Annotated in this window: 14 protein-coding genes; 6 read left to right on the top strand and 8 right to left on the bottom strand. The window is 68.2% G+C overall.

What is annotated here, in order from left to right:
* Positions 1-17 precede the first annotated feature (17 nt).
* From EV649_RS31815 to EV649_RS31800, 4 genes are all read right to left on the bottom strand, one after another.
* The gene (locus EV649_RS31815; protein WP_130387356.1) at positions 18-2,918 is read right to left on the bottom strand and encodes a glycoside hydrolase family 2 TIM barrel-domain containing protein; all 2,901 of its coding nucleotides are present in this window, start codon (positions 2,916-2,918) and stop codon (positions 18-20) included.
* The gene (locus tag EV649_RS31810) at positions 2,915-4,945 is read right to left on the bottom strand and encodes a beta-galactosidase (RefSeq protein ID WP_130387355.1); all 2,031 of its coding nucleotides are present in this window, start codon (positions 4,943-4,945) and stop codon (positions 2,915-2,917) included. Before EV649_RS31810 ends, EV649_RS31815 begins: the two co-directional genes overlap by 4 nt.
* Positions 4,946-5,041: 96 nt before the next feature.
* Entirely contained in the window at positions 5,042-6,049 is a 1,008-nt protein-coding gene (locus EV649_RS31805) for a LacI family DNA-binding transcriptional regulator (protein WP_130387354.1), read from the bottom strand.
* Between the two features lie 27 nt (positions 6,050-6,076).
* Positions 6,077-7,462: a glycoside hydrolase family 28 protein gene (locus EV649_RS31800; RefSeq protein ID WP_130387353.1), complete on the bottom strand. Its 1,386-nt coding sequence runs from the start codon at positions 7,460-7,462 to the stop codon at positions 6,077-6,079.
* A 160-nt stretch (positions 7,463-7,622) separates the two neighbouring features.
* Here EV649_RS31800 and EV649_RS31795 point away from each other — a divergent pair, with 160 nt between their 5' ends.
* From EV649_RS31795 to EV649_RS31785, 3 genes are read left to right on the top strand one after another with little or no spacing between them, the layout of a single operon-like run.
* Complete coding sequence (locus tag EV649_RS31795) at positions 7,623-9,023, top strand: glycoside hydrolase family 28 protein (RefSeq protein WP_198682805.1); 1,401 nt, start codon at positions 7,623-7,625, stop codon at positions 9,021-9,023.
* A gap of 10 nt (positions 9,024-9,033) precedes the next feature.
* Positions 9,034-10,464, top strand: a complete 1,431-nt coding sequence (locus EV649_RS31790; protein WP_130387352.1) for a glycoside hydrolase family 28 protein — start codon at positions 9,034-9,036, stop codon at positions 10,462-10,464.
* The gene (locus EV649_RS31785) at positions 10,461-11,735 is read left to right on the top strand and encodes a glycoside hydrolase family 28 protein (RefSeq protein ID WP_130387351.1); all 1,275 of its coding nucleotides are present in this window, start codon (positions 10,461-10,463) and stop codon (positions 11,733-11,735) included. Before EV649_RS31790 ends, EV649_RS31785 begins: the two co-directional genes overlap by 4 nt.
* Before the next feature lie 2 nt (positions 11,736-11,737).
* Here the strand turns inward: EV649_RS31785 and EV649_RS31780 are convergent, their stop codons facing one another.
* Both EV649_RS31780 and EV649_RS31775 read right to left on the bottom strand, forming a co-directional pair.
* Entirely contained in the window at positions 11,738-12,979 is a 1,242-nt protein-coding gene (locus EV649_RS31780) for a hypothetical protein (protein ID WP_130387350.1), read from the bottom strand.
* 6 nt (positions 12,980-12,985) lie between these two features.
* On the bottom strand, positions 12,986-15,424 hold the full coding sequence (locus EV649_RS31775) for a pectinesterase family protein (RefSeq protein WP_130387349.1): 2,439 nt from the start codon (positions 15,422-15,424) through the stop codon (positions 12,986-12,988).
* Positions 15,425-15,603: 179 nt separating this feature from the next.
* Here EV649_RS31775 and EV649_RS31770 point away from each other — a divergent pair, with 179 nt between their 5' ends.
* Positions 15,604-16,623: a LacI family DNA-binding transcriptional regulator gene (locus tag EV649_RS31770; RefSeq protein WP_130387348.1), complete on the top strand. Its 1,020-nt coding sequence runs from the start codon at positions 15,604-15,606 to the stop codon at positions 16,621-16,623.
* Positions 16,624-16,806: 183 nt separating this feature from the next.
* Here EV649_RS31770 and EV649_RS31765 read toward each other — a convergent pair whose 3' ends face one another.
* Entirely contained in the window at positions 16,807-19,521 is a 2,715-nt protein-coding gene (locus tag EV649_RS31765) for an alpha-L-rhamnosidase (protein WP_130387347.1), read from the bottom strand.
* On the bottom strand, positions 19,518-21,230 hold the full coding sequence (locus EV649_RS31760) for a beta-L-arabinofuranosidase domain-containing protein (protein ID WP_130387346.1): 1,713 nt from the start codon (positions 21,228-21,230) through the stop codon (positions 19,518-19,520). Before EV649_RS31760 ends, EV649_RS31765 begins: the two co-directional genes overlap by 4 nt.
* A 123-nt stretch (positions 21,231-21,353) precedes the next feature.
* Between EV649_RS31760 and EV649_RS31755 the strand changes: the two genes are divergently transcribed.
* Positions 21,354-22,361 (top strand): alcohol dehydrogenase catalytic domain-containing protein, encoded by a 1,008-nt coding sequence (locus EV649_RS31755; RefSeq protein ID WP_130387345.1) that lies wholly within the window; start codon positions 21,354-21,356, stop codon positions 22,359-22,361.
* Positions 22,358-23,629, top strand: coding sequence for a RuBisCO large subunit C-terminal-like domain-containing protein (locus tag EV649_RS31750; protein WP_130387344.1), 1,272 nt, complete (start codon positions 22,358-22,360; stop codon positions 23,627-23,629). Before EV649_RS31755 ends, EV649_RS31750 begins: the two co-directional genes overlap by 4 nt.

Genomic DNA, 23,629 nt, shown 5'->3' with positions numbered 1-23,629 from the left:
GAGATTCGGTGCAGCTCTCAACTGTATGGGTGGAACCTGAGCGTGAAGGTGTACGGCGCTACTTCGAGGGTGTCTTGCTGGGTGGCGGGTGGGCCGCAGGAGGCTGAGCCCAGGCCGTTCTGGGCCAGGTCGAGGTTCAGGTAGATGTGGTCGCGAGGCGTGAGATCCGAGCGGTGACGGGCGCGTTCCAGGTCCTCGGTGGTCCAGCGGCGGGCGGTGAGCTGGAAGTGCGGCGTACCGGTCACGCGGAAGCCGTTGCCGTTGGCATCGGTCAGTTCGGCCCAGCGTACGTCGATGCGGGAGCCGTTCTCCTGCGGTACGACGTACGGTGTCTGCAGCTCGTCGACGGTGCGTGCGTACCGTCCCACGCGGGCCGCCTCGCGGCTGTCGGCGTACGCCTCACCGGGACCGCCGCCGTACCACTGCACGTTCTCCAGCTCCTTGGGCAGCACCAGCCGTACGCCGACGCGCGGCCAGCTGCCGCAGCGTGGGGTGACCGCTGTGCCGGCCCACTCGCCCTCCGGCTGTACGTCGACGGTCAGTTGGAGGCTGTGTTCGTTTGCGGTCCAGCGGTACGTCGTACGCACGCTGACGCCGAGGCCTTCGGGGGCGACTCTCGTGCGCACGATTAGCTCGTTGTCCTGCACATCCACGGCGTCGACTCGGTGTAGCAGTCGGTCGAGGCCGGCGGCGCGCCATTCCTGGGTTACGCCGTTCCGGCCGCCCTGGCCGTTGTCGTTGTCGGTTGGGGCACGCCAGAGGTCCAGCTCGGGTCCGTCGACGACCTGCCCGAACAGGCGGATTAGCTTGCCGGTGCGACGGTCGAACTCACCCCCACCGAGTGTCAGCACGTCTCCGGTGTCCACCACGGGAGCGCTGTGCACCACAGGAGCAGGTTCCTCGGCGGGTTGGTCCAGCACGAATTGCGCCCAGGCGACCTCATGCCCCGCAGTCGCCCACGCCTCGTCCTTCGCCAGCACCGCACGCAAGGTCAGCACCCGCTCTCCATTAGAAGGTGCCGCAGAAACAGCACTTGCAGTGGGTGGGAGGGGGATGGTGGTGGATTGGCCTGGGGGGATTGGTAGGAGGGGGAGGTGGCCGGTGGATAGTTCTTGGCCGTCCTGGGCGAGAGTCCAGTGGAATTGGAGGTCGGTGGTGTCTGTGTAGGTTCGGTGGTTGTGGATGGTCAGGGGGTCGGGGCCGGTTATGCGTACTGGTTCCAGGACCTTCTTGTATTCGGTGAGGCCTGGGGACGGGGTTCGGTCGGGGAAGAGGAGGCCGTCGATGCAGAAGTTGGTGCCGTGGAGGCGTTCGCCGAAGTCGCCGCCGTAGACGTGGTCGGTTGCGCCGGGCAACAGCAGGCCGTGGTCGATCCACTCCCAGAGGAAGCCGCCCTGGAGGCGCGGGTAGTGCTCCAGGATCCGCTGGTAGTCGGCCAACCCACCAGGACCGTTGCCCATGGCATGGGCGTACTCGGCGAGGATGAACGGCAGGGCGCGCCGCCTGGCCTCGAGCGAAGGGTGTTCCGCGGTCTCCTCCGGCACGTCCTCCGTCCGCGTCCCGATCGCCTCGAGGTCCTCCAGCAGCGGGTACATCAGGCTGTAGAAGTCCGAGAACTCGTACGTCCGGTCCCGCTCGTAGAACACCGCGCGCTCCGGATCCCGCTGCCGCGTCCAGGCTGCGAGCTCGCCGAAGTTCCGGCCGCGGTGGCTCTCGTTGGCCAGCGACCAGATCACCACGCTCGGATGATTCTTGTCGCGCTCGACCATCCGGCGCATCCGGTCGAGCATCATCGGCCCCCAGTCCGGGTCGTCGGCCGGGTTGCCGCGCCAGTCGGTGTAGATGAAACCGTGCGTTTCGATGTCGCACTCGTCGATGACCCACAGGCCGAGTTCGTCGCACAGGTCCAGGAACGCGGGATGTGGTGGATAGTGCGCGGTCCGTACGGCGTTGATGTTGTGCTGCTTCATCAGGACGAGGTCCTGCCGCATCGCGTCGACCGTCATCGCCCGGCCGCGCCGTTCGTCGTGTTCGTGCCGGTTCACGCCGCGGAAGAACAACGGCTGTCCGTTCGCGGTGAACAGCCCGTCGACCATCGCCACGGTTCGGAACCCGATCCGCAGCTCAACCGTCTCCCCCGGCACCTCAACCGTCGCGTCGTACAGCCGCGGCAGCTCGGCCGACCACGGCTCGACCCCACTGATCGTCACCGGCACCCCAGGCTCAACGACCACCCCAAGCTCCGGCACCCGCACAACCGCACCCGGCGCGGGTCCCGACGCGACGTCGACTCGCAGTGTCCCGGCGCCGGTCAGGTGGTCGTACGACGCATGTACGAAGACGTCGTCGATCAACGGCCGCGCGAGCAGAGTCACGTCCCGGAAGATGCCCGGCAACCACCACATGTCCTGGTCCTCGAGATACGAACCAGACGACCACTGGTGGACCCGCACGGCCAGCGTGTTCCGTCCCGGCCGCAGCAGGTGGCCGACCGTGAACTCGCTCGGCAGCCGGCTCCCCTTCGCGGTCCCGGCCTCGACGCCGTTCACCCAGACCTTGAAGCACGAGTCGACGCCTTCGAACCGCAGTACCGCGCCGTCGATCGGCCAGTCGTCCGGCAGCTCGAACGTCCGGACGTGGTCGCCCGTCGGGTTCGCGTCCGGCGCGTACGGCGGATCGATCGGGAAAGGGAACGCGGTGTTGGTATACCGCGGTCGGTCGTGTCCCTGGAGTACCCAGTGCCCGGGAACGGTCAACTCGCCCCAGTCCGCCTCGACCTTTGGCATACCATCCGGCGCGCTCTCCCAGAGCTTGAAGTTCCAGCGCCCGTTGAGGCTGAGCCGCGGCCGGGACGACCGCAACCACGCCCGCGGTTCCCGCGCCCCAGTGCTCGGAGTCAGATCCTCGAAGTACCTCACTGCGCCTCCTTGAGCACCCGAACATCCCACGGCCCCAACTCAACCCGCGCCAACGTGACTTGCCCCGACTCCACGGGCACGAGCGGCACAACAGCCATCGGCGGCTCGACGACCACCGCCGTCCCCGACCAGTTGTGGACGAACCACAGTCGCTCCCCCGCCGCGTTCACCGCCGACAGCGCGGTCACCGACGGAGCCCACAACCGCGACTCCCCGTACAGCGCCGCAGCCAAAGCACGATCCGGCACCGTCCCGACGTACGTCACCCGCCCAGCACCGAACCGCTTGATAGTGACGATCGGCCGGCGTCCAGTCGGATGCTCGTACGACGCCAGTACGTCGGCATCGCCCACGAGCAACGTCTCCGCCCACCGTGTGGCATGCCCGTCCAACCCGCTCACCGGCATCGCCGACTCCAGGTTCTCGAACTCCTGGTATGCCATTCCGGCCGCCTCCCGCAACCGCGGCGGCGCAACCTCAGCGCGCGGGCGAGCCTCCAGATCCGCATACCCGGTCCGTGGCCCGACGATCAGATGCCCGCCGTCCCGCGCGTACGAGACCAACCGATCCAGCACAGCGTCCGACGCGACGTAAAGCCCAGCAGCAACAACCACCGGAGCCGCCAACGCAGCCTCGAGCCGCTCGACCGGAACGACCCCGGGCCGCAACCCGGCATCCAGAATCCCCGTGTAGAAGGCCTCCACGATCGTCCGGTACGACGCCTTGTCCGGTATACCGCCCCGCGTCGCCAACGGCGGCTGGCACTGCATCGCCCAGTCGCTCTCGTTCGACCACAGCACCGCGACGTCCACATCAGGCGTCAGATCCACCACCGACGACCCGGCCGCCGCCAACTCGGCTCCGATCGCAGCGATCTCGCGGTATACCCGACCTGGCTCCAACCCGTGCCCGAGAATCCCGCCCCAGAACGTCTCCGCCCCGTGATGGATCGAGTGCCAGTGCCAGTACTCGACCATCCGTGCACCCCGCGACACCATCGCCCATGCGAGCTGCCGGAGCTGCCCGTCGTACGGCGGCCGGTTCTGGTGCGAGCCGCCGATCGACGTCGCGTTCGTCTCGGTGACCAGGAACGGCTCCCCGCGCGACCCGTAGACCCGATCCGCGGCCAGGAACAGTTCGGCAACACTCCGCCCGATCCACCCAGGCTCCACCCGCGACGGATCCCCAGGCCGCGCCAACCCGTCCTGGACGTCGACATAAATGTTGCCCGCCGCAACGTCCAGCTGCGACGTCAGCGGTACGTCGGCCACCGCCGGCCGGTCGTACGCGAGACACGTCGTCACGAATTGCCCCGGCCGCCGCAACCCCCGCAGCAACGAGGCCTGCCACCCGATGAACTCAGAAGTCCGCGCCGCCTGGAAGCGCCGCCAGGCCAGGTCGTACGACGGCGTGCTGTTCCCGTCCGGCCGCCACAACTCGGACCAGTCGCTCAACCGATGGGACCAGTACGTCAACCCCCACGCCTCGTTCAGCGCCTCGACCTCGCCGTACGTCCGACGCAGTCGAGCCACAAAGTCCGAGAACGCGGCCGAGTTGTGGGCCAGCAGAACACCGGGCTCGTTGTCGACCTGGTACCCGATCACCGCCGGATGATCGCGATACCGCTCCACGATCCGCCGCACCATCCGCTCCGCATGGAACAGGAACGCGGGCTGCCCGTAGTCGATCTCCTGCCGGATCCCCCACGGCACCGGTACGCCGGTGTGCCGCTCGGCCGCGATCTCCGGGTGCGCGCGTTGCAGCCACGGCGGTACGGCGTACGTCGGCGTACCGAGGATCACGCCGATCTCGCGGTCGCGAGCATCGTCGAGTACCGGGCGGATCCATTCGAGGTCGAAGACGCCGTCCCGTGGTTCCCAGGTCGACCAGACCGACTCACCGACACGGATGGCGGTGATGCCGGCCGCAACCATCAGGTCCAGGTCGGTCGGGACCCGATCACCGAGCGAGCGCGGCAGGTACTCCGGGTAGTAGGCCGTCCCCAGCACGACATGTGGCGGCAGCATGCGCCAACGCTAACCGACGCAACGACACTCGTGCAATCGTTTGCACAAAGGCAATTGCGCGCAGAGGCCAAACGCGACGAGTTGGCGCGCAGGGCCTCAGCTCGCCCGGATCCGGGCCCGCCGCCGAGCCGGGCCGGTGCTGGCACGCACCACGAGCTCCGGTGTGAGCAGGTCCGGCGCGGGCCAGTCGGCGCCGCCGAGCCTCTTCGTCAGCTGCTCCCAGGCCAGTTCGCCCAGCTTGGCCCGCTCGTTGCGCAACGAGGTCAACGGCGGCCGCGAGTACGCCGCGATCGGAATGTCGTCGTACGACGCGACCGACAGCTCGGACGGCACCTCGACGCCGTTGTCGTACATCCAGCTGAGCAGGCCGATCCCGACCAGGTCGTTGAACGTGATCACCGCGGTCGCCCGGCTGTGCAGCACGGTCGGACCCGCGTCGTACCCGTGGTTGCCGGACCAGCCCCCGTCGACCTCGTCCAAAGTCACATCAAGTGCACGCGCCGTACGACGCAACGTCCGACGGCGCTCCCCGTCGGACCACGAGGTGGCCGGACCGCCGACATAAAGCACCCGGCGATGGCCGAGACCAGTGAGATGCTCGAGCAGCAATCGCGAGGCCGCGCGGTAGTCGATGGCGACCACGCCGGCGTTCTTCACGGTGCGGTTGATGCAGACCACGGGCACCGGTTGCGCCAGCGCCTTCTCCAGGCCGGCCCGCGTCAGTCGCGAACTGCAGAGCACCAACGCGCCGGAGTAGTCGACGAGCTCGTCAACGAGTCGCAGCTCCTCGGCCGGGTCCTCACTGCTCTCGCCGATCAGCAGCCGGTACCCGCCGGCGCGGGCGGCGGCGTTGAGGCCCTTAAGGACCTCGGAGAAGAACGGGTTCGTCAGGTCCGGCACCGTCACGCCGACCGTCAGCGGGCGGCCGAGCTTGAACTCCTGCGCCCGCTTGTCGGCGCGATACCCCAGCTGGCCGGCCACCGCGCGCACATGTGCGACCACCTCGGGCGAGATCAGGTCCGAACCGTTCAGCGCCCGCGACACCGTCGAGACCGAGGTGCCGGCCTCGCGTGCGACGTCGATCAACCGAACCCGTTCCGCCACTGTCTTCCCCTCAGCCCTGTGATCCCTTTACGTCTGGCCGATCCGCACGTTCCGGATCGTCACGTCGTCGGCGTACTGTACGACAGCTTCCGCCGCGACCTCGTCGAACCGGCTGTCGGTGATCGCCACCGAGGTGATGTGCTTCGTCTCCGCTCCCACGATGCGGTACGCCCGCTCGGCGCGGGCCACCCGGACCCGGTCGAAGCGGATGTCGCGCACGTCCGGGAACAGCGACTGGTCGCCACCTCCCTGGTAGCTGAAAGTAACCTCCAAAGGACGATACATCCAGGCCCGCGAATCCACGTCGCGGACATCGACATTGTGCACATAGCCACCGCGGGTCGAGGTCGACTTCACGCAGAGCAGCCATTGCAGGTACGCCTCGTCCGCGGCCGGATCGGCCGGCGCGTACAGACGGCGTACGAACACGTCCTCGACGCCGCCGCTCATCTCACTACCGACAGCGACCGCGGCGCCACCGCTGAGAAACGTGCAGTCCTCCACGATGATCCCTCGCGACGGCAGCCCGAGCCGGCGGCCGTCGGAGTCCCGGCCGGACTTGATCGCGATGCAGTCGTCGTGGGTCGCGAACGTGCAGTCGCGGATCAGTACGTCGGTGCAGGACTCCGGATTGCAGCCGTCGCCGTTCGGGCCGAGGTTGCTGACCGTGACGCCCCGGACAGTCACGTTGCGGCACTCGAGCGGATGGATCGTCCACATCGGCGAGTCCTTGACGGTCACGCCCTCGATCAGCACGTTCGTACACCGGAACGGCTGGATGAAGCTCGGACGGAGGTAGTGCCCCGCGCCGAAGACACGCTGCTCGACCGGGACCTGCTCATTGTTCATCCGCTCCAGCTCGCCCCAGTCAGCGCGCTGGTTCGGCAGGCCCGTGTGCCAGCCGTACTGACCGCTGCCGATCAGGTACCACCAGTGCTCGTTGTCGCCGGCGCCATCGAGCGTGCCCTTACCCGTGATGCCGATGTCGGTCTGCCTCTCGGCGCGGATCAGCGACGAGTAGTTGTACACCTCGACGCTCTGCCAACGGGTCCGCACGACGGGAAGGTACGCCGCCGGGTCGGTGCTGAACCGCAGCGTCGCGCCTTCCTCCAGGTGCAGGTCGACGTGACTCAGCAGGTTGATCGCACCGGTCTGCCACACCCCCGGCGGTACGGCGACATGCCCGCCGCCGGCGTGATGGCAGGCGGAGATCGCCGCGGCGATCCCGGCTGTCGCGTCGTCGGGCGTCGCGCCGTACGCCGTGATCGGGAACCAGGCGTCCCGGAACCGCGGCGGCCGGATCCGCGATCTGACGAGAGCCTCCTGATCAGCGGCGGCCGCGGGCAGTCCGATGCCTGCAGCAACCACTCCTCCGAGTGAGACACCTAGCAGCTGACGACGAGTGGGGCGCATGGGCGGAGAACCTTCCTCAGGGACGGATGAGGTAAAGCTTTGCCCGCAAGTATCCAAGAGATTTCGGGGCGGTCAAAGTCTTTGTCCACAGCCACCCGTTGACAGTCCAACGCGCGACAGGCACGATCGGTTGCAATCGTTTGCACTCAAGGAGCCGCGGATGACCGCCCCCGTTAGTCGCCGTACTGTCCTGCTCGCCGGTGGAGCTGCTCTCGCCGGTGGATCCCTGCTCGGCGGCGGTACCGCCCCGGCCGCCGCCGAAACCGCACCGGACGCGCAAGTGGTCGCGATCCTGCAACGGATCTGCCCGCCGCGCTTCCCGGACCGCTGGTACGACGTGACCGACTTCGGCGCCGTCGGTGACGATGCGACCGACTGTACGGCGGCACTCCGCGCGGCGATCGAGACCTGTCACCGGCGCGGCGGCGGACACGTCGTCGTACCGGCGGGTGACTACCGGACCGGCGCCGTACACCTGCTCAGCCGCGTCGACCTGCACCTGGAGGCCGGTGCGCGACTGGCGTTCAGCCAGGACCCGGCGGCGTACCTCCCGGTCGTCGCAACGCGCTACGAGGGGACGGAGTGCTACAACTACTCCGCCTTCGTATACGCGTACGGTCAGCGCGACATCGCGGTCACCGGTCAGGGCGTGCTCGACGGACGCGCCGACGCGACGCACTGGTGGGACTGGACCGGCGGACCGCCGCCGAACGAGGGACCGGACAAGACGCTGCTGATCCAGATGGCCGCGGCGGGCGTTCCGGTCGAGGAGCGGGTGTTCGGCGCGGGTCACAATCTCCGGCCGAACCTGCTGCAGTTCAACCGCTGCGAGAACGTGCTGCTCGACGGCATCACGGTCAAGGACTCGCCGATTTGGAACATCCACCCGGTGCTCTGCCGCAACGTCACGATCCGCGGCGTCACCGTCGACAGCCCGGACGGACCGAACAACGACGGCATCGACCCGGAGTCGTGCACCGACGTACTGATCGAGAACTGCACGATCTCCACCGGTGACGACTGCATCGCGTTCAAGTCCGGCAAGGACGCCGACGGCCGGCGGGTGAACGTACCGGCCCGGTACGCCGTCGTCCGGAACTGCGAGATGGCTGACGGGAACGGCGGCGTGACGGCCGGCAGCGAGACCAGCGGCGGCGTGATGGACATCTTCGTCCGCGACTGCCGGATGAGCAGCCCGCACCTCGAGCGCGCGATCCGGATCAAGAGCAACCCGGCCCGCGGCGGGACGATCACGAACATCGACGTACGCCGGGTGACGGTCGGGCAGGCCGCCGACTCGGCGATCGAGATCGTGCTCAACTACGCGAACGTGACGACCGGGGCGTACCCGCCGGACGTGCACGGCATCACGATCAGCCAGCTCACCGTGGCGTCCGCGCCGCGTGCCCTGAACCTGCTCGGCCTCACCGACGACCCGCTACGCGACATCCAGCTGCACCAGTGCCGCTTCGACGCGATCACCGAGGACAACGTGATCGAGAACGTCGAGGGACTGCGCCTGGACCAGGTCTGGATCAACGGCGCCCGCGTCGACAACTGAAGGAGCCCCCATGGACAACTTGAGCCGTAAGAACTTCCTCCGCATGAGCGCCGCAGCAGCAGCGGCGTCAACCGCAGGCCTCGCCACCGGCGCCGCCCCGGCGGAGGCAACCACCGCGGGCGAGGTGGCGGCCGCCTCTGATCCCGGCCCGGGCTGGGGGTACGTCGGTGAGATCCTGCGTATCACCCGTCCACCGCAGTTCCCCGCCCGCGACTTCTCGATCACCACCTTCGGGGCGATTGCCGACGGCACGACCCTCGCCACGGACGCGATCGCGAAGGCCATCGACGCCTGTCACCGCTCCGGCGGCGGACGCGTCGTCGTACCCGCCGGCACCTTCCTGACCGGTGCGATCCACCTGAAGTCCAACGTCAACCTGCACGTCTCCGACGGCGCCACGCTGCTCTTCAGCACCGACCCGGCGCAGTACCTCCCGGTCGTACTGACCCGCTTCGAGGGCGCCGAGTGCATGAACTACTCGCCGCTCATCTACGCCCGCAACTGCGAGAACATCGCCGTCACCGGCAACGGCACCCTCGACGGCGGCGCGACCTGGGACAACTGGTGGTCCTGGGTCACCCCGTCCGGCCCCGACGCCCAGGCGCTGCAGCAGATGGCGGCGGACGGCGTACCGGTCGAGGACCGCGTGTTCGGCGCCGGCCACCACCTGCGCGCCGCGTTCATCGAGACCCAGTCCTGCCGCAACGTGCTGATCGAGGGCGTCACGATCCTGCGTTCGCCGTTCTGGGAGGTGCACCCGGTGCTGTCGCGCAACATCACCGTGCGCGGCCTCCACATCGACAGCCGCGGCCCGAACAACGACGGCGTCAACCCGGAGAGCTCGCAGTACGTCCACATCCACGACTGCACGTTCAACTGCGGCGACGACTGCATCGCGATCAAGTCCGGCCGCGGCGCCGACGGTCTGCGCGTGAACGTGCCGTCGGAGAACATCCTGATCGAGAACTGCACGCTGAACATCCGGTACGGCGCGATCACGATCGGCAGCGAGATGACCGGCGGTGTCCGCAACGTGTTCGTCCGCAACTGCACGATCGGCAGCCCGAACCTGTACTTCGGCCTGTACATCAAGACGAACTCGGTCCGCGGCGGTTTCGCCGAGAACATCTACCTGCGCGACCTCGACATCTCGAACCTCACCAAGGAAGTCGTGTCCTGCAACTTCTACCGCAGCGAGGGCGACGTCGGCCCGCTGACACCGCGGGTGCGGAACGTCGAGCTGCGCAACGTCAACGTCGGTCACGCCCGGAACGCGTTCTCGATCTTCGGGTACCCTCGGTCGCCGATCCAGGACTTCCGCGTGATCGACTGCACATATACCAGCATCGATGCCGCGAGCTCGATCCAGGACACCGAGCTGACGTTCCAGAACTTCCACGTCAACGGTCAGCTCATCACGGATCCGGCGCAGCTCACGTGACCGTCGGCTGGGCTGAAGTCGATCGCATCCTGGCCGACGTCCGGCCACCCGCCTTTCCTGCCGTCGACTTCCCGATCACGTCGTACGGCGCGGTCGAAAGCGACGCCGGTCCCGGGATCGCGGCCGCCATCCAGGCCTGCCACGAGTCCGGTGGCGGTCGCGTCGTCGTACCGCCCGGCAAATGGCATACCAAAAAGATCCACCTGCTGTCGTACGTCGAGCTGCACGTCAGCGAGGGCGCCACGCTGCTCTTCAGCACCGATCCGGCCGACTACCTGCCGGTCGTGGAGACCCGGTACGAGGGTCTCGAGGTGCTCAACCACTCGCCGATGATCTACGCGAACGGCTGCACCGACATCGCGATCACCGGCACCGGGACGCTCGACGGGCAAGGATCGTGGGACACGTGGTGGCAGTGGTTCCACGAGTGCGACGAGGACTTCAAGCGACTACGCGAGCAGAGCTGGTACGGCGTACCGCTGGCAGACCGTGATGCCGGCGACCGGCTGCGGTCGTCCTTCGTGCAGCCGTACAACTGCACCAACGTGCTCATCGAGGGCGTGACCGTCGTCCGTTCACCGTTCTGGCAGATTCACCCGGTGCTCTGCCGCAACGTGACGATCCGCGACCTGGTCATCGACTCGCAGGGACCGAACAACGACGGCATCGACCTCGAGTCGTGCCGCTCGGTCGTCGTCTCCGGCTGTGTCATCGACGCCGGCGACGACTGCATCGCGCTCAAGTCCGGTCGCGAGGCGGACGGCCTACGGGTCGACGTACCGACCGAGGACGTGCTGATCGAGGACTGCGAGCTGCGGGTCAAGTACGGCGCGATCACGCTCGGCTCGGACCTCACCGGCGGCATCCGCAACGTGTACGTCCGCAACTGCCGGATCGGCGGACCGTACTTCGCCTTGTACATCAAGACCAATGCGGTCCGCGGCGGCTTCGTGGAGAACGTCTACCTGCGCGACATCACGGTCTCCGATGTCCTGAAGGAAGTTGTCCAGTGCAACTTCCACCGCGGCGAGGGTGATGCCGGACCGCTCACGCCGTACGTCCGAAACGTCGAACTGCGCGGTGTGAAGGTCGAGCACGCACGTAATGCGCTGCTGCTCCGCGGCTACCGGAACTCCCGGATCGAGGACTTCCGGCTGGTCGACTGCACCTTCACAGTCGACCAGCCGAGCACGGTCCACCACGCGGCTCTGTCCTTCGACAACGTGACCATCAACGGGAAGCCGGTGAAGGACGTTCACCAAGTCCGCTGACCTTACGGGAGGTGCGCGCAGTTGGTGTCCAGGTCCCACAGGATCACCGACAGCGCGTACGGGCTGATCGTGTGGTCGCCGTGGGTCGCGTCCTCCAGCAGCTCCCAGTGGCCGTTCGACTCGTTGCTCACCGCATCGGTCCCGATCACGGCGATCCGCTGCCGCACCGCGGCCTCGTACGACCGGTGCCCGACGCCGTTGAAGCAGCAATCGTCGAACCGGTTGAGGATCTGGATCTGCCGCCGGTTCCGCCCGACCGACGCGAGCGCGTAGAAGTCCGGGAAGTCGGCCAGCCCGTAGAACCCGGGCTGCATGTCCAGCCGCTGCTCCCAGTCGCCGCGCGTCGGGCTCGGCTTCGGCGACCCAGGCCGAACGAAGAACGGCAGCGAGCCGGCAGTCGGGTACGACCGGGTGATCCGCGTGTCCAGCGCCGGGTACACACTCGTCGCCCAGCCACCGCCGGACAGCCCGATCATCTGCACCGACGACGGCTGGTACGTCGCCTGCACGTAGTTCATCGCCACAGCCAACGGTGTGAGGAACAGTGCTAGCGGTGAGTACGTGTCCGAGGCCCACAGCGGCAGGTCGTTGTGCGACGGCTGCAGCTGCTTGGTGGGGTCGGCCGGGTCCTGCAGCGTCTTCGGGTTCCAGTGGTAGAACGGCATCGCGAACAGCAGCACGGTGTACCCGTGGTCGAGCAGGCCCTGTGCGACCCGCTGCATCGTGTCCAGACCCTCGCCGTGCCCGTTGTGGTAGAACGCGACGCGCCGGTGCGTGCTCAGCGTCGGCTCGAGTACGAACACTGTGGCGACGTACCCGAACGGCATCGCCACGTCCAGCTTGTCGTAGCGCCGTACGCCGGTGAACTCGGGCAGCACGGCTGGTACACCGACGTCGCGGGTCACCGTCGGCAGACCGGTCGGCAAGACGCCAGTGTCCTTCCACACCTGTGCGACCAGCTGCGGCCGCAGCGCGTCCGCGTCGGCGGCTGTGTGGATCTTCATCAGCTCTTCGACGTCCACCCCGACGACGACCTGCGGCAGCGTCTTGTACGTCGCCGCGTGGGCAGCCGCGATCTCAGCGTTCACCGGCGCAACGGGCCGCGGTGCCGGATGCGGCAGCACACCGCCCGCCGGGACTTCCGTCGCGGCCGCATTGGCGGCGTTGAGCGGCCATCCGGTCGCACTGCCGGCTGTCACGGCGAGAGCACCTCCGAGAATGGCCCGACGGTTGACGTTCTTCATGATGGATCACCTTTCGAGGCGGGGAACAACCGGGTGCCATCCGCCGAACACGAACGACGGGTCGCGCAGCTGTGCTGCCTCCTCGTCGCCGAGCTGCCGGGAGCAGGCCAGTCGTGTGGTGGTGTCGAGCGGCTGACCGGCCAGGTCGGTGCTGTGGTACTCCCAGAACCGGATCTGGCCGGCGGCCGCGCAGTCGTTGGGGCTGGTGATCTGCCAGCCGGTCTTCTTCACGTGGCTGTCCATCGCGGAGTCGATGAAGACGGCCTGGCTGGTCGGGAACCGGCTGAGCTCGGCCCGCGCGAGGAACACGCTGTCGTCGGCCACCTCCGGCGCGCGGGTCAGCCGCACCCGCACGAAGATGTTGCCGGGCCCGTTGTCGATGTTGCGGACCTGGTTGTAGTAGCCCTCGTGCAGCGCCTTCAGCTCCGAGTCCTGCATGAACACACCGCCGGTCCCCCAGACGAAGTCCACGTCACCCTCGACGTAGCTGTTCGTCACGAACGCCTGTCCTTGCAGACGGAGGCTGTCCTGGTATCCGAGGATGCGAACCCGCGCCAGCACGATCCAGCTCCCGTTTCCGAAGAACGCCTCGGCCTGCGACCGGCGGTACGGCGTGAGGTTCTGCACGGTCACGTCCGTCATCGTGAAGTCGTCGGCGAACACGCCCATCGCGGACCGCCAGCAGTTGAACCGGTCCGACTGCGGGATGACGCGGCGCTGACAGTACGACTGCTCGATCGGGACGCTCCCCATCGCGGAGTCGCCGTTCAGCAGGTTGTTGTTCGGGTACCCGATCACGGTCTTGCCGGCGCCCGCACCGCGGATCGTGAGACCGGGTTTGGTCGGCGGCACCCAGACGAGCTCGCGATACAGACCGGGCGCGACGTCGATCGTCGCCTGGTGCCCCTCGCCCACGAAGTCGATCGCTGCCTGCACCGTACAGAAGTCCTTGCCAGGTCCTACGGTCAGCTGGGCGTCTGAGGTCGGGTCCAGGCGGGTGCGGATCCGCCAGCCGTCGGCCTTCGTGATCCCTGGGTCGCCTTGCACGAACCCGGGATCGACAGTGACGTAGTACACCTGGCCGGCTTTGAGCCGCTGATGCGGATAGATCTTGACCGTCCGTCCGTCCACCACGACCGCCTGGTACGTCCAGGTGTGCAGCTCGCCGTAGTCCGTGCGGGCGTCCCCGACAGTCCGGTGGTACGACGTGAGGTCCGCGAGGCTGATCGTGTCGACGACCTCGCCGTCCGCCGCGTGGATGTTCAGTTTGCCGGTCACACCGAGGCGGACCGGTCCCTGGTACGTCAGGCTGAGCGGGGTGTCCGAGCACGTCGCGTCCTCGAGACCCTGCGGCGCGAGTTTCGGCGTACCGCTGGGTCCGGTGGACCAGCCGGTCAGACGTTTCAGCACCGCGGTGAGTTTGGCCGCGGCGACCTCGTGGCCTTGCACGCTCGGGTGCGTGCTGCCGTTGAAGTCGTTTGGTCCGAGCCAGCCTGTCGTGTCGACGTACGCGATGCGGCGGTCCTGCGTCGCCGCGACCGCTGCCTTGATGTCGTCGGCGTGCGTGCCGTTGAAGGGGCGCAGGGCAACGATCAGCGCTTGCGGGTCGGCCGTGCGGACCTTCTGCAGATAGGCCAGGTACGCCGGGGTGAACTCGGCGCTCGTCGACGCCGCGTCGTTCGTGCCGAAGTTGACGACGACCGCGCCGGGGTCGAAGGGTGCGGCCGGGAAGCCGGCGAGGTTCCAGCCGAACGACTCGGACGCCGTACCGACGTTGCCGTGACCTGGCTGGATGATGCCCTGCTTGCCGAAGCCGACCTGGTTGGTGTCCGCGCCGAACGCCGCCCCGACCAGGTGCGGGTACGCCTTGGTGCCGTCCGCGCAGTCGGTCCCGAGCTCCGCACAGAGCGCCATCACGCCCTGCGTGATCGAGTCGCCGTAGAACTCGATGCGGTGCTCGGCGGTCGTCTGCAGCGGAATGAGCTTGGCGTCCGGGGCGAGCTCGATCTTCTCCAGGACGACACCGGTCTGCAGCGGGACGTTCCAACGGTTCTCGTACTCGTCGACGTCCTTGACCACGATCTCCGCGGTGTGCGCGACGGTCGGGTCGAGGTCGTCGGCGAACACCTTGTGGTCCGCGTCCGCCTTGTGCAGTACGGGCGCCTGGCCGTCGATCGCGACGTACAACTGGGCCGGGACGGTGATCGACGCGGTGTCGAGCAGTGCGCCGAGGTGCGAGCCGGTGAACCTGAAGCGGACCGAGGACCCGGAGTTGACGGTGATCGCGACGTCGTCGTCACGGCCCCAGTGCCCGTCGAGCTCGATCCGCGGGTCGAACGGTCCGTACGTCGCCGGGTTCGCTGCCGTTGCTGTGGTTGCCGACATCGTCAGGAGGCCGGCTCCGGCGAGCAGGACCAGACACAGGCTCAACAGGCGATTTCGCACGGTGTTCTCCTCGCGCGGACCGCCGCAACAGAGCCCGGGGCGGTGGGCGGGTAATCCTTTTCCTCGTTACCGTCGCAGCGTCGCGCGGTGACGTCAAGGGTTCGCCGCAGGAAATCGGGAAAAGGTTTACATCGCTCTACCGGCAGCGATCTGCGCCGGGATCATGGTCCAATGGGCCGGTGAGACGGTATCGATCTTCGGAGCCCGCTGCGGACCGTGCTGCCCGCGCCACGATCCACGACGTGGCGCGGCTGGCCGAGGTGTCGACGGCGACCGTGTCGCGGGTGCTGAGCGGCGGCAAGCCGGTGTCGCCGGAGGTCGCCGACCGGGTCCGCGTCGCGGCCCAGGACGTCGGCTACCGGCCGAACCCGGCGGCCCAAACGCTGTTGCGCGGCAGCAGCCGGACTGTCGGCGTCGTCGTACCGGACCTCGGCAACCCGTACTTCGCCGAGATCCTCAAGGGCGTCGCCGCCGAAGCAGCCGCCACCGACCATCACACGCTGGTCGCCGGCACCGAGGAGGACCCGGAGCAGGAGTACCGCTCCGCGATCGAGCTCGCCCGCTGGGTCGACGGGCTGCTGCTGTGCGCGCCACGGATGAGTACGCCCCGCTTGCGCGAGGTCGCCGAGGCCGCGCGCCGGCTCGTCCTGATCAACCGGGTACTGCGGCATTCCGCGGTCGGCTCGGTCGTGGTCGACTACCACCTCGGCGTCCGCGCACTGTGCGAGCACCTCGCGTCACTCGGCCACAAGCGGATCGCGTACCTGCAGGGCCCGACCGCCGCCTGGTCCGATCAGCAACGCCAACGCGGCTTCCGCTCACCGGAGGCGTCCGGTCTCACGATCTTCCGGGTGCCCTGCGGCTCGACGCTCGTCGACGGACGGGATGCGGTGGACGAGGCGCTGACCTACAAGCCCACCGCGATGATCTGCTTCAACGACCACGTCGCCGTCGGCGTCCTCAGCCGCCTCCGCGAACTCGGCCTGTCCGTCCCCGGCGACATCTCCGTCGCCGGCATCGACAACGCCCCCATGAGCGCCCACACCGACCCCGGCCTCACGACGTACGCCGTCTCCACGGTCGAACTGGGCCGCCAAGCCTGGGAACGCTTCACCCCTCGAGTCACCACTGCCACCACCCACGTCCAAGGCGAACTGGTAATCCGCGCCTCCACAGCCCGCCCACCCAGCCGCCGCTGACCCCGCTGACCCGGCCGCCGCTACCCGACCCTGGCCCCCGCTCCGCCGGTGCGGTCTCATCTGGTGGGTATACCCATCAGATACAGGGTTCGCGGCCGAGATCCCCGGCGCTAACCCTGCATCTCGGACGTCAACCCACGAGATGCAGGTGGGTTCGCAGGGGTGCGGCGGGTGGGTTGGGGATCAGGCGGGGGTGGTGAAGTGGTAGGTGCCGGATTCGGTGCGGCAGATGGTGGTGTCTGGGGTGGGGTCGAGGAGGGTTAGGTCACTCGCCTGGGTCAGGGGGCGGCCGGATTCCTCGGTGGCGTTGGGGTTTGTGGTGGGGATGTGGATGGTGGCGTTGACGCCGGGTGGGATGGTGACGTCGAGGGTGAGGGTGCCGTCGGACTGTTGCCAGCGGGTGGTGACTCGGCCGGTGGGGGTGTCGTACGACGCTTCGGCCCAGTTCAGGCGACCGCCGGGGCGGGGTTTGATGACGAGGTCGCGGAAGCCGATGGACTCGGGCGACTGGCTGATGCCGGCGACGTCGCCGTACAGCCATTCGCCGACCGAGCCGAGCGAGTAGTGGTTGAACGAGTTCATGGCGACCGGCCCGAACCCGTTTTCCTCCGTCCACCCGTCCCAGCGCTCCCAGATGGTCGTCGCGCCGTGCTTGATCGAGTACCCCCAGGACGGATACCGGTCGTCGTGCAAGAGGTCGTACGCCAATTCGGTGTACCCGTACTTCGTCAGGATCGGGCACAGCAGCGCCACCCCGGCGAACCCGGTCGTCAACGATCGCCCGCGCAGCTCGAGATCCGCGACCAGATGCTTCACCGCCGCCTGCTCGGCCTGCTCGGGCAGCAACCCGAACGCCAACGGCAACAGGTACCCGGTCTGGGTGTCGCCGCGAACCTTGCCCTCGGCATCGACGAACTCCGCCACGAACGCCGCCGCGATCGTCTCGTGCAGTTCGCCGTACGCCGCTGCCTCGTCCGCCAGCCCGAGCACCCGAGCGGCTGCCGCCGTGAACTCCACGCTCCGCGCGAAGTAGGCGGTCGCGAGAACATCCCGATCGGTCTGTACGCCGACCTGCAGCCAGTCGCCGTAGTGACCACTCGTCCGGTTCCGCCAGATCAGGTCGGGGTTGGCGCGGTGCACGTAGTCGACCCAGCGCCGCATCACCGGCCACGCGGTCCGCAGTACGCGCTCGTCGCCGTAGATCCGGTACAGGGTCCACGGCACGATCGTCGCCGCGTCGGCCCACGCCGGCGTACCGTGCCGACCGGTGATCACGTGCGGGATCACATCCGGGATCGCACCATCATCGGTCTGCGCCACCGCGAGATCCGCGAACCAGTTCTCGAAGAACGTCAGGACGTCGGCCTGGTACGCCGCTGTGGGCAGGAAGATCTGTGCGTCCGCCGTCCACCCGAGCCGTTCGTCGCGCTGCGGACAGTCCGTCGGAACGCTGACGAAGTTGCCCCGCTGCCCCCAGCGGATGTTGCTGAGCAGCTGGTTGACGCCCGGATCCGAACACTCGAACCGCCCCGCGACCGGCGTGTCCGAGTGCAGCACCCGCCCGGTCACGTCCTCCGCGGTCAGCTCACCCGGATAGCCGTCGATCTCGACGTACCGGAAGCCGTGCACGGTGAAGATCGGCTCGAAGAACTCCTCGCCCGCGCCTGCGCTGACGAAGTAGTCCGTGGCATCGGCCGTGCGGAGGTTGGCCGTGTACAACTCGCCGTCCGCCTGCAGCATCTCGCCGTGCCGCAGCCGAATCCGGTCCCCCGCCTGAGCGCCACGCACCCGCAACCGGACGCGACCGGCGACGTTCTGCCCGAGGTCGACGATGAAACGTCCTGGTTCGAGCGCGGTCACCGCGGTCGCCGCGACGTCCTCGGTCACCCGCACCGGGTCGGTCGTCGCCGCGATCAGCGTCGGCACGTCACCGCCGAGATCACCGGCAGGCGCCCAGTCGCCGGCGTCGTACCCCGGGCTGGACCACGCGCCGAGCTCGTGCCTGGCGTCGTGCGACTCGCCCATCAGCAGGTCGGCGAACCTGATCGGCCCGACGCGTTCGACCCAGCGGCCGTCGGTCGCGACGACGGTCCGCGAACCGTCCGGGTGATCGACGACGAGTTGCGCGAGCAACTGCGGCTTCTTGCCGTAGTGGTGCGCATGGCTTCGCGTGTCCCACCCGACATACCCGGACCACCAGCCCTCGCCGAGGACGGCACCGATCACGTTCTCGCCCTCGTGCAACACCTCGGTCACGTCGTACGTCTGGTAGGCGACGCGCTCGCGGTAGTCGGTCCAGCCCGGTGTCAGCTCGTCGTTGCCGACCCGCTGACCGTTGGCGCTGAACTGGTAGAGCCCGTGGGCAGTCGCATAGACCCGCGCCCTGGTGACCGGTTGGGTCAGCTCGAACGAGCGCCGGTAGTAGCGGGGCGGCGCGATGGTTGCCTGCCGCACCGTCCGCGGCTCCGCGCGATCGACTGGCGGCTCGAAGTACGGATCGGTCTCGTAGTCGTGCTCGATCCAGTGCGCCTCCCACTCGTCGTCGTGGAAGAGACCGGTCGCAAAGGTCGCCTCCGCAGACGAGACCTGTCCGGCCGCGTCCCGCACCGAGAGCTGCCACACGTAGTCAGTCTGCGATGTCAGCGGAGCACCACCGTGGTCGACGTACGTGTCCCGCTCGCTCCGCCACCCGCTGTCCCACACCTGTACGGCGTCGCGCAGCACCTGCACGCGGAACGCATCCTGCCGATCGCCACGGGTCGGCGACGCCAACCGCCAGCTCAGCCGCGGTCGCGCCGTACCGATCCCGAGCGGATCGACACGGTGCTCACAGCGCAGGTCGTACGCCGTCAGCGCCGTCGCACTCGGCGGCTCGGACAGCACCCAGTCAGTTGTCACCAGGACCACTCCGTCTCGGGTCGGTGGAGCTCGTACTCACGGAGGCCGCCGGCGTGTTCCGGGCGGTCGCCGTACATCGGGCGGGACGTGCCTGGCGGGTCGATCGCGATCACGTCGTCGCCACGCCAGGTGGTCCGGAACTCGTTGCCGGCCGCAAGCTCTGTGGTGGTCTGCTCGACCATCGGGAACGTCACGGTGATGCGCTCGCCCGGCTGCGGCCTCGGAATCGACAGGTAGCCGTCGGGTGCCCAGATCCGCTCGGCCCCAGTCCACTCGTCATCTCCGCGCTGCAGCCTCAGCCGCGCGTACCCGGCCCAGTCGGGGATGCGCACGCGGAGCTCGTCCATCGGCTCGTTGACGTGCAACTCGACCTTCCCCTCGACCGGCAGGTGGCTGATGACGTCGACCCCGTGGTGGCCGCGCGTGAGTAGCAGGTTGACTCGCGTCAACCGGTGGTCACCGGTGACGATGCTGTTCCACGCCCAGAACAGTCCACGGACGCCGGAGCCGACACAGCACGCCTGTACGTCGTTGGTGTGGCCGCGCCCCAGTGGTACGTCGGACACGTAGTCGTTCGGGGCGCCGTACCCACAGAAGGCACCGAGGACGCGCTCGCCCACGTCGACGTACGTCCGCCAACCAGGCTCGTCCTGTGAGCGGTCCGGTGCGGACTCCACCCAGCTGACGTCCTGCAGTTGCGACGCGGCCAGGTGGTTGCGGACGAAGCGCTCGACGACCGCCCAGTACTCCGTGAGTCCGTTGCCGGCCAGCGTCGTACCCAGACCGATGAGGTCGACGAGGGAACAGGTCTCGTGCTCGTACTGCTGGTCAGCAAGGTCACCCGGTGTCCAGCCGAACCGGGTCGCCTCGCCGAGCACCCAGTCGTAGCTGCGTCGCACGAACTCGGTCAGCCCGTGATCACCGGTGTGCCTGGCCAGCCGGGCCAATCCTTCCAGCGTCCCGACCCGCGTGTGGAAGTGGCCGCTACGGTACGCACGGGCCGGGTTGAAGCTCCCGTCAGCGTTGAAGACACCGCTCTTCTCGACGATCAACCGGGCGAACCACTCGCACAGCTCCAGCGCGTCGGTGTTGCCGGTCGCCTGGTGGTAGCGCAACAGCGGCATGATCAGGCGGCCGGAGAACGAGGCCGGGTCGGGCGCGAGATGCAGGTCAATCGCGTTCGACGACGGCCAGCCGTCCTTCGTGTACTCCGACGCCGGGTAGAACCAGACGTCGCGCTCCTTGATCGCGATCCGCTTCAGCGCGGCCACCTGGCGGTCTGCGGCCCGCTGTGCCTGCGGATCGTCGGCTGCGACCACTGCGGTCGTCATGGCGAGCAGGGTGGCGCGCTGGTCGATCAGGTTGGCATTCGGCAGCCAGTGGCCCTTGGGGTGCGTCTGACGGTAGGTGAGGCCGTCGTCGGCGAGCAGTGCGAACAGCCGCTGCCGGTAGCGATCGGCGATCGTGTCCCAGCGCGGGTCCCAGTCCTTGCCGCCGGTCATCTGGCGGGTCAGCAGGATCGCATCGGTGAGCCGGCCGTGACTGGAGCCGTAGTCCCAGTCGCCGTGGTCCATGCGGGCAGGACGGGCCAGCAGGTTCGCACTGAAGAACGGGATGCCGTCCAGGTCGTCGTCGGCCAGGCCGGTCACCGCGTTCATCGCCAGCGCGGCCCGGTCCTCGAGCAGCAGAGTCGCAGGGATCGTCGCCATGAGGTAAACCTTTGCCTCCTGCGCCCGCGAAGTCAACCGGCTATCCACAGGCTGGCAGATCCGCCTTGTTTTCTTGAGGTTTACTGGCGGAGACTGGTCGGACCCGAGCAAGGAGAGTGCCTGATGCGAGCAGCCGTTCTGGAGGCGCCACGGCAGGTTTCGGTGACCGACGTACCGGATCCGGTCGTGGGCGACGACGTGCTGCTCAGGATGCGTGCGGTCGGGCTGTGCGGCTCCGATCTACATACCTGGAGCGGGCTCCATCCGTTCCGCAAACCGCCTGTGGTGTTAGGGCACGAGGGCGCCGGCGAGGTGGTGTCGTCGGGTGATCCACGCTTCCGCGCAGGCGATCGCGTCGCCGTACTGCCGGCGTTGTCCTGCTGGGAGTGCACGCGGTGCGAGGCCGGTCATCCTCATCTCTGCAAGCAGAAACGCGTGCCCGGCCTGGGCTGGCCGGGGATGCTGAGCGAGTACTTCGTCGCGCCGGGGCGCGTGCTGATGCCGTTGAACGACGAGATCGGGTACGGCGAGGGCGCGATGATCGAGCCGGTCGCGGTGGCGTGGCGTTCCACGTCGGCGGTGCGGGCCGGAGATGCCGTCGCCGTCCTCGGTGGTGGAGCGATCGGAAGTCTTGCGGCGGCGGTGAGTCGGCACCGTGGAGCGCGGACGGTGCTGGTGAGCGACATCCAGCAGCACAACCGTGAGTTCCTCATGTCACAAGGCGTTGAGACCGTGGTCGATCCGCGCTCGGCGGATCTCGTGCCGCTCGGGATCGAGGTGAGCGGTGGGGACGGGTTCGACGTGGTCGTGGTGGCGTCCGGGCATCCGAGCTGCCTCGCGGAGGCCTTGACGTTGTGCAGACCGCGCGGGCAGGTGGTGCTGCTGCCGATGTTCGGCGGGGCGTTGACGGTTGATCTGAATCCGGTAGTTCTCAAGGAGGTCACAGTGCAGGGTTCGACGATCTACACACCTGCCGATTTCGCCGCGGCGGCGCGGCTCGTCAACACGCGGACTCTCGACGTACGCCCGTACATCTCCGACGTGGTCCCACTCGGCCGAACACCGGAGACCCTGTTGGCGATCGACGGTGGGGCCGCGCACCTCAAGACACAGATCGACCCGACCCGATGAGCGCCGCAGAGGTCGTCGCCACGTACCTGGTCGAGACCTACCTCCCACTGGAACAGGCCGCCGAAGCCATAGCCGGCGAACAGTCGACGGGCACCTTCACGGCCGTCGCCCGGGAAACTCCCGAACTCCGCGAACGTTTCGCCGCTCGCGTCCTCTCCGTCGAAGAACTCCCGCCCACCGGTAACGCCGACCTGCCAGGCACAACCCGGTCGCGGGATGCTGGGAAGCGGAGCGCTCGGGTGCGGATCGCGTTCGGGCTGGACAACTTCGGGCCGTCGTTGCCCAACCTGCTCGCCGCGGTGGCCGGCAACTTGTTCGAGCTCCGGCAACTCGCCGGAATCCGGCTCCTCGACCTCGACCTTCCGGCGCCGTTCGCGCAGCGCTACCCCGGTCCGCAGTACGGCGTCCGCGGGACCCGCGAACTGCTCGACCGGCCGGACGGCGTCCTGCTCGGCACGATCGTGAAGCCGAGCATCGGGCTGCCTCCCGAAGAACTCAGGCTCGTCGTCCGCGAGCTCGCCGAGGCGGGCATCGACTTCATCAAGGACGACGAGCTGATGGGCAACCCGCCACACTCACCACTCGCCGACCGGGTCGCGGTCGTCACCGAGGAACTCGACAAGGCCGCCGCCCGCACCGGCCGGCGACCCATGTACGCGTTCAACATCACCGACGACCTCGACCGCATGGCCGCCAACCACGACCTGGTCCACGCGGCCGGCGGCACCTGCGTGATGGTGTGCGTGAACCTCGTCGGCTTCAGCGCCCTCGCCTGGCTGCGCGAACGCTGCGCCCTACCGATCCACGGTCACCGCGCGATGACCGGTGTCTACACGCGAGCGCCGCAGCTCGGCATCGACTACGTCGCCTGGTCCAAACTCGCCCGGCTTGCCGGGGCGGATCATCTGCACACCAACGGCCTGTCCAACAAGTTCTACGAAACCGACGAGGAGGTCCTCCGCTCGATCACCGCCGTCCGCACACCACTCCTGGGAGGCTATGAAACCCTGCCCGTCCTCTCCTCCGGCCAGACACCTGGACTGGCCCCGGAGACATACCGCCGCACGAACACAACTGATCTCCTGGTACTCGCCGGCGGCGGCATCCACGGCCACCCGAGCGGCCCAAGCGCCGGTGTCACCGCAATGCGCGCCGCCTGGTCCGCAGCCACCTCCGGCACTCCCCTGGAAGCAGCCGCCGCACAAGTCCCCGCACTACAAGAAGCCCTGAACAAGTTCGGCTCGCCGTACACCAGGGTCCAGGAGTAG

This window comes from Kribbella sp. VKM Ac-2569 (assembly GCF_004216905.1).
Lineage (GTDB): Bacteria > Actinomycetota > Actinomycetes > Propionibacteriales > Kribbellaceae > Kribbella.
The sequence above is the reverse complement of the archived record's forward strand: the minus strand, read 5'-3'. Positions and strand labels throughout refer to the sequence as shown.

Bases quoted from the DNA above. Each gene is read 5' to 3' on its own strand.
- EV649_RS31810 (WP_130387355.1), bottom strand. From the start codon at position 4,945: ATGCTGCCGCCACATGTCGTGCTGGGGACGGCCTACTACCCGGAGTAC.
- EV649_RS31800 (WP_130387353.1), bottom strand. From the start codon at position 7,462: ATGCGCCCCACTCGTCGTCAGCTGCTAGGTGTCTCACTCGGAGGAGTG.
- EV649_RS31795 (WP_198682805.1), top strand. From the start codon at position 7,623: ATGACCGCCCCCGTTAGTCGCCGTACTGTCCTGCTCGCCGGTGGAGCT.
- EV649_RS31790 (WP_130387352.1), top strand. From the start codon at position 9,034: ATGGACAACTTGAGCCGTAAGAACTTCCTCCGCATGAGCGCCGCAGCA.
- EV649_RS31780 (WP_130387350.1), bottom strand. From the start codon at position 12,979: ATGAAGAACGTCAACCGTCGGGCCATTCTCGGAGGTGCTCTCGCCGTG.
- EV649_RS31760 (WP_130387346.1), bottom strand. From the start codon at position 21,230: ATGGCGACGATCCCTGCGACTCTGCTGCTCGAGGACCGGGCCGCGCTG.
- EV649_RS31755 (WP_130387345.1), top strand. From the start codon at position 21,354: ATGCGAGCAGCCGTTCTGGAGGCGCCACGGCAGGTTTCGGTGACCGAC.
- EV649_RS31750 (WP_130387344.1), top strand. From the start codon at position 22,358: ATGAGCGCCGCAGAGGTCGTCGCCACGTACCTGGTCGAGACCTACCTC.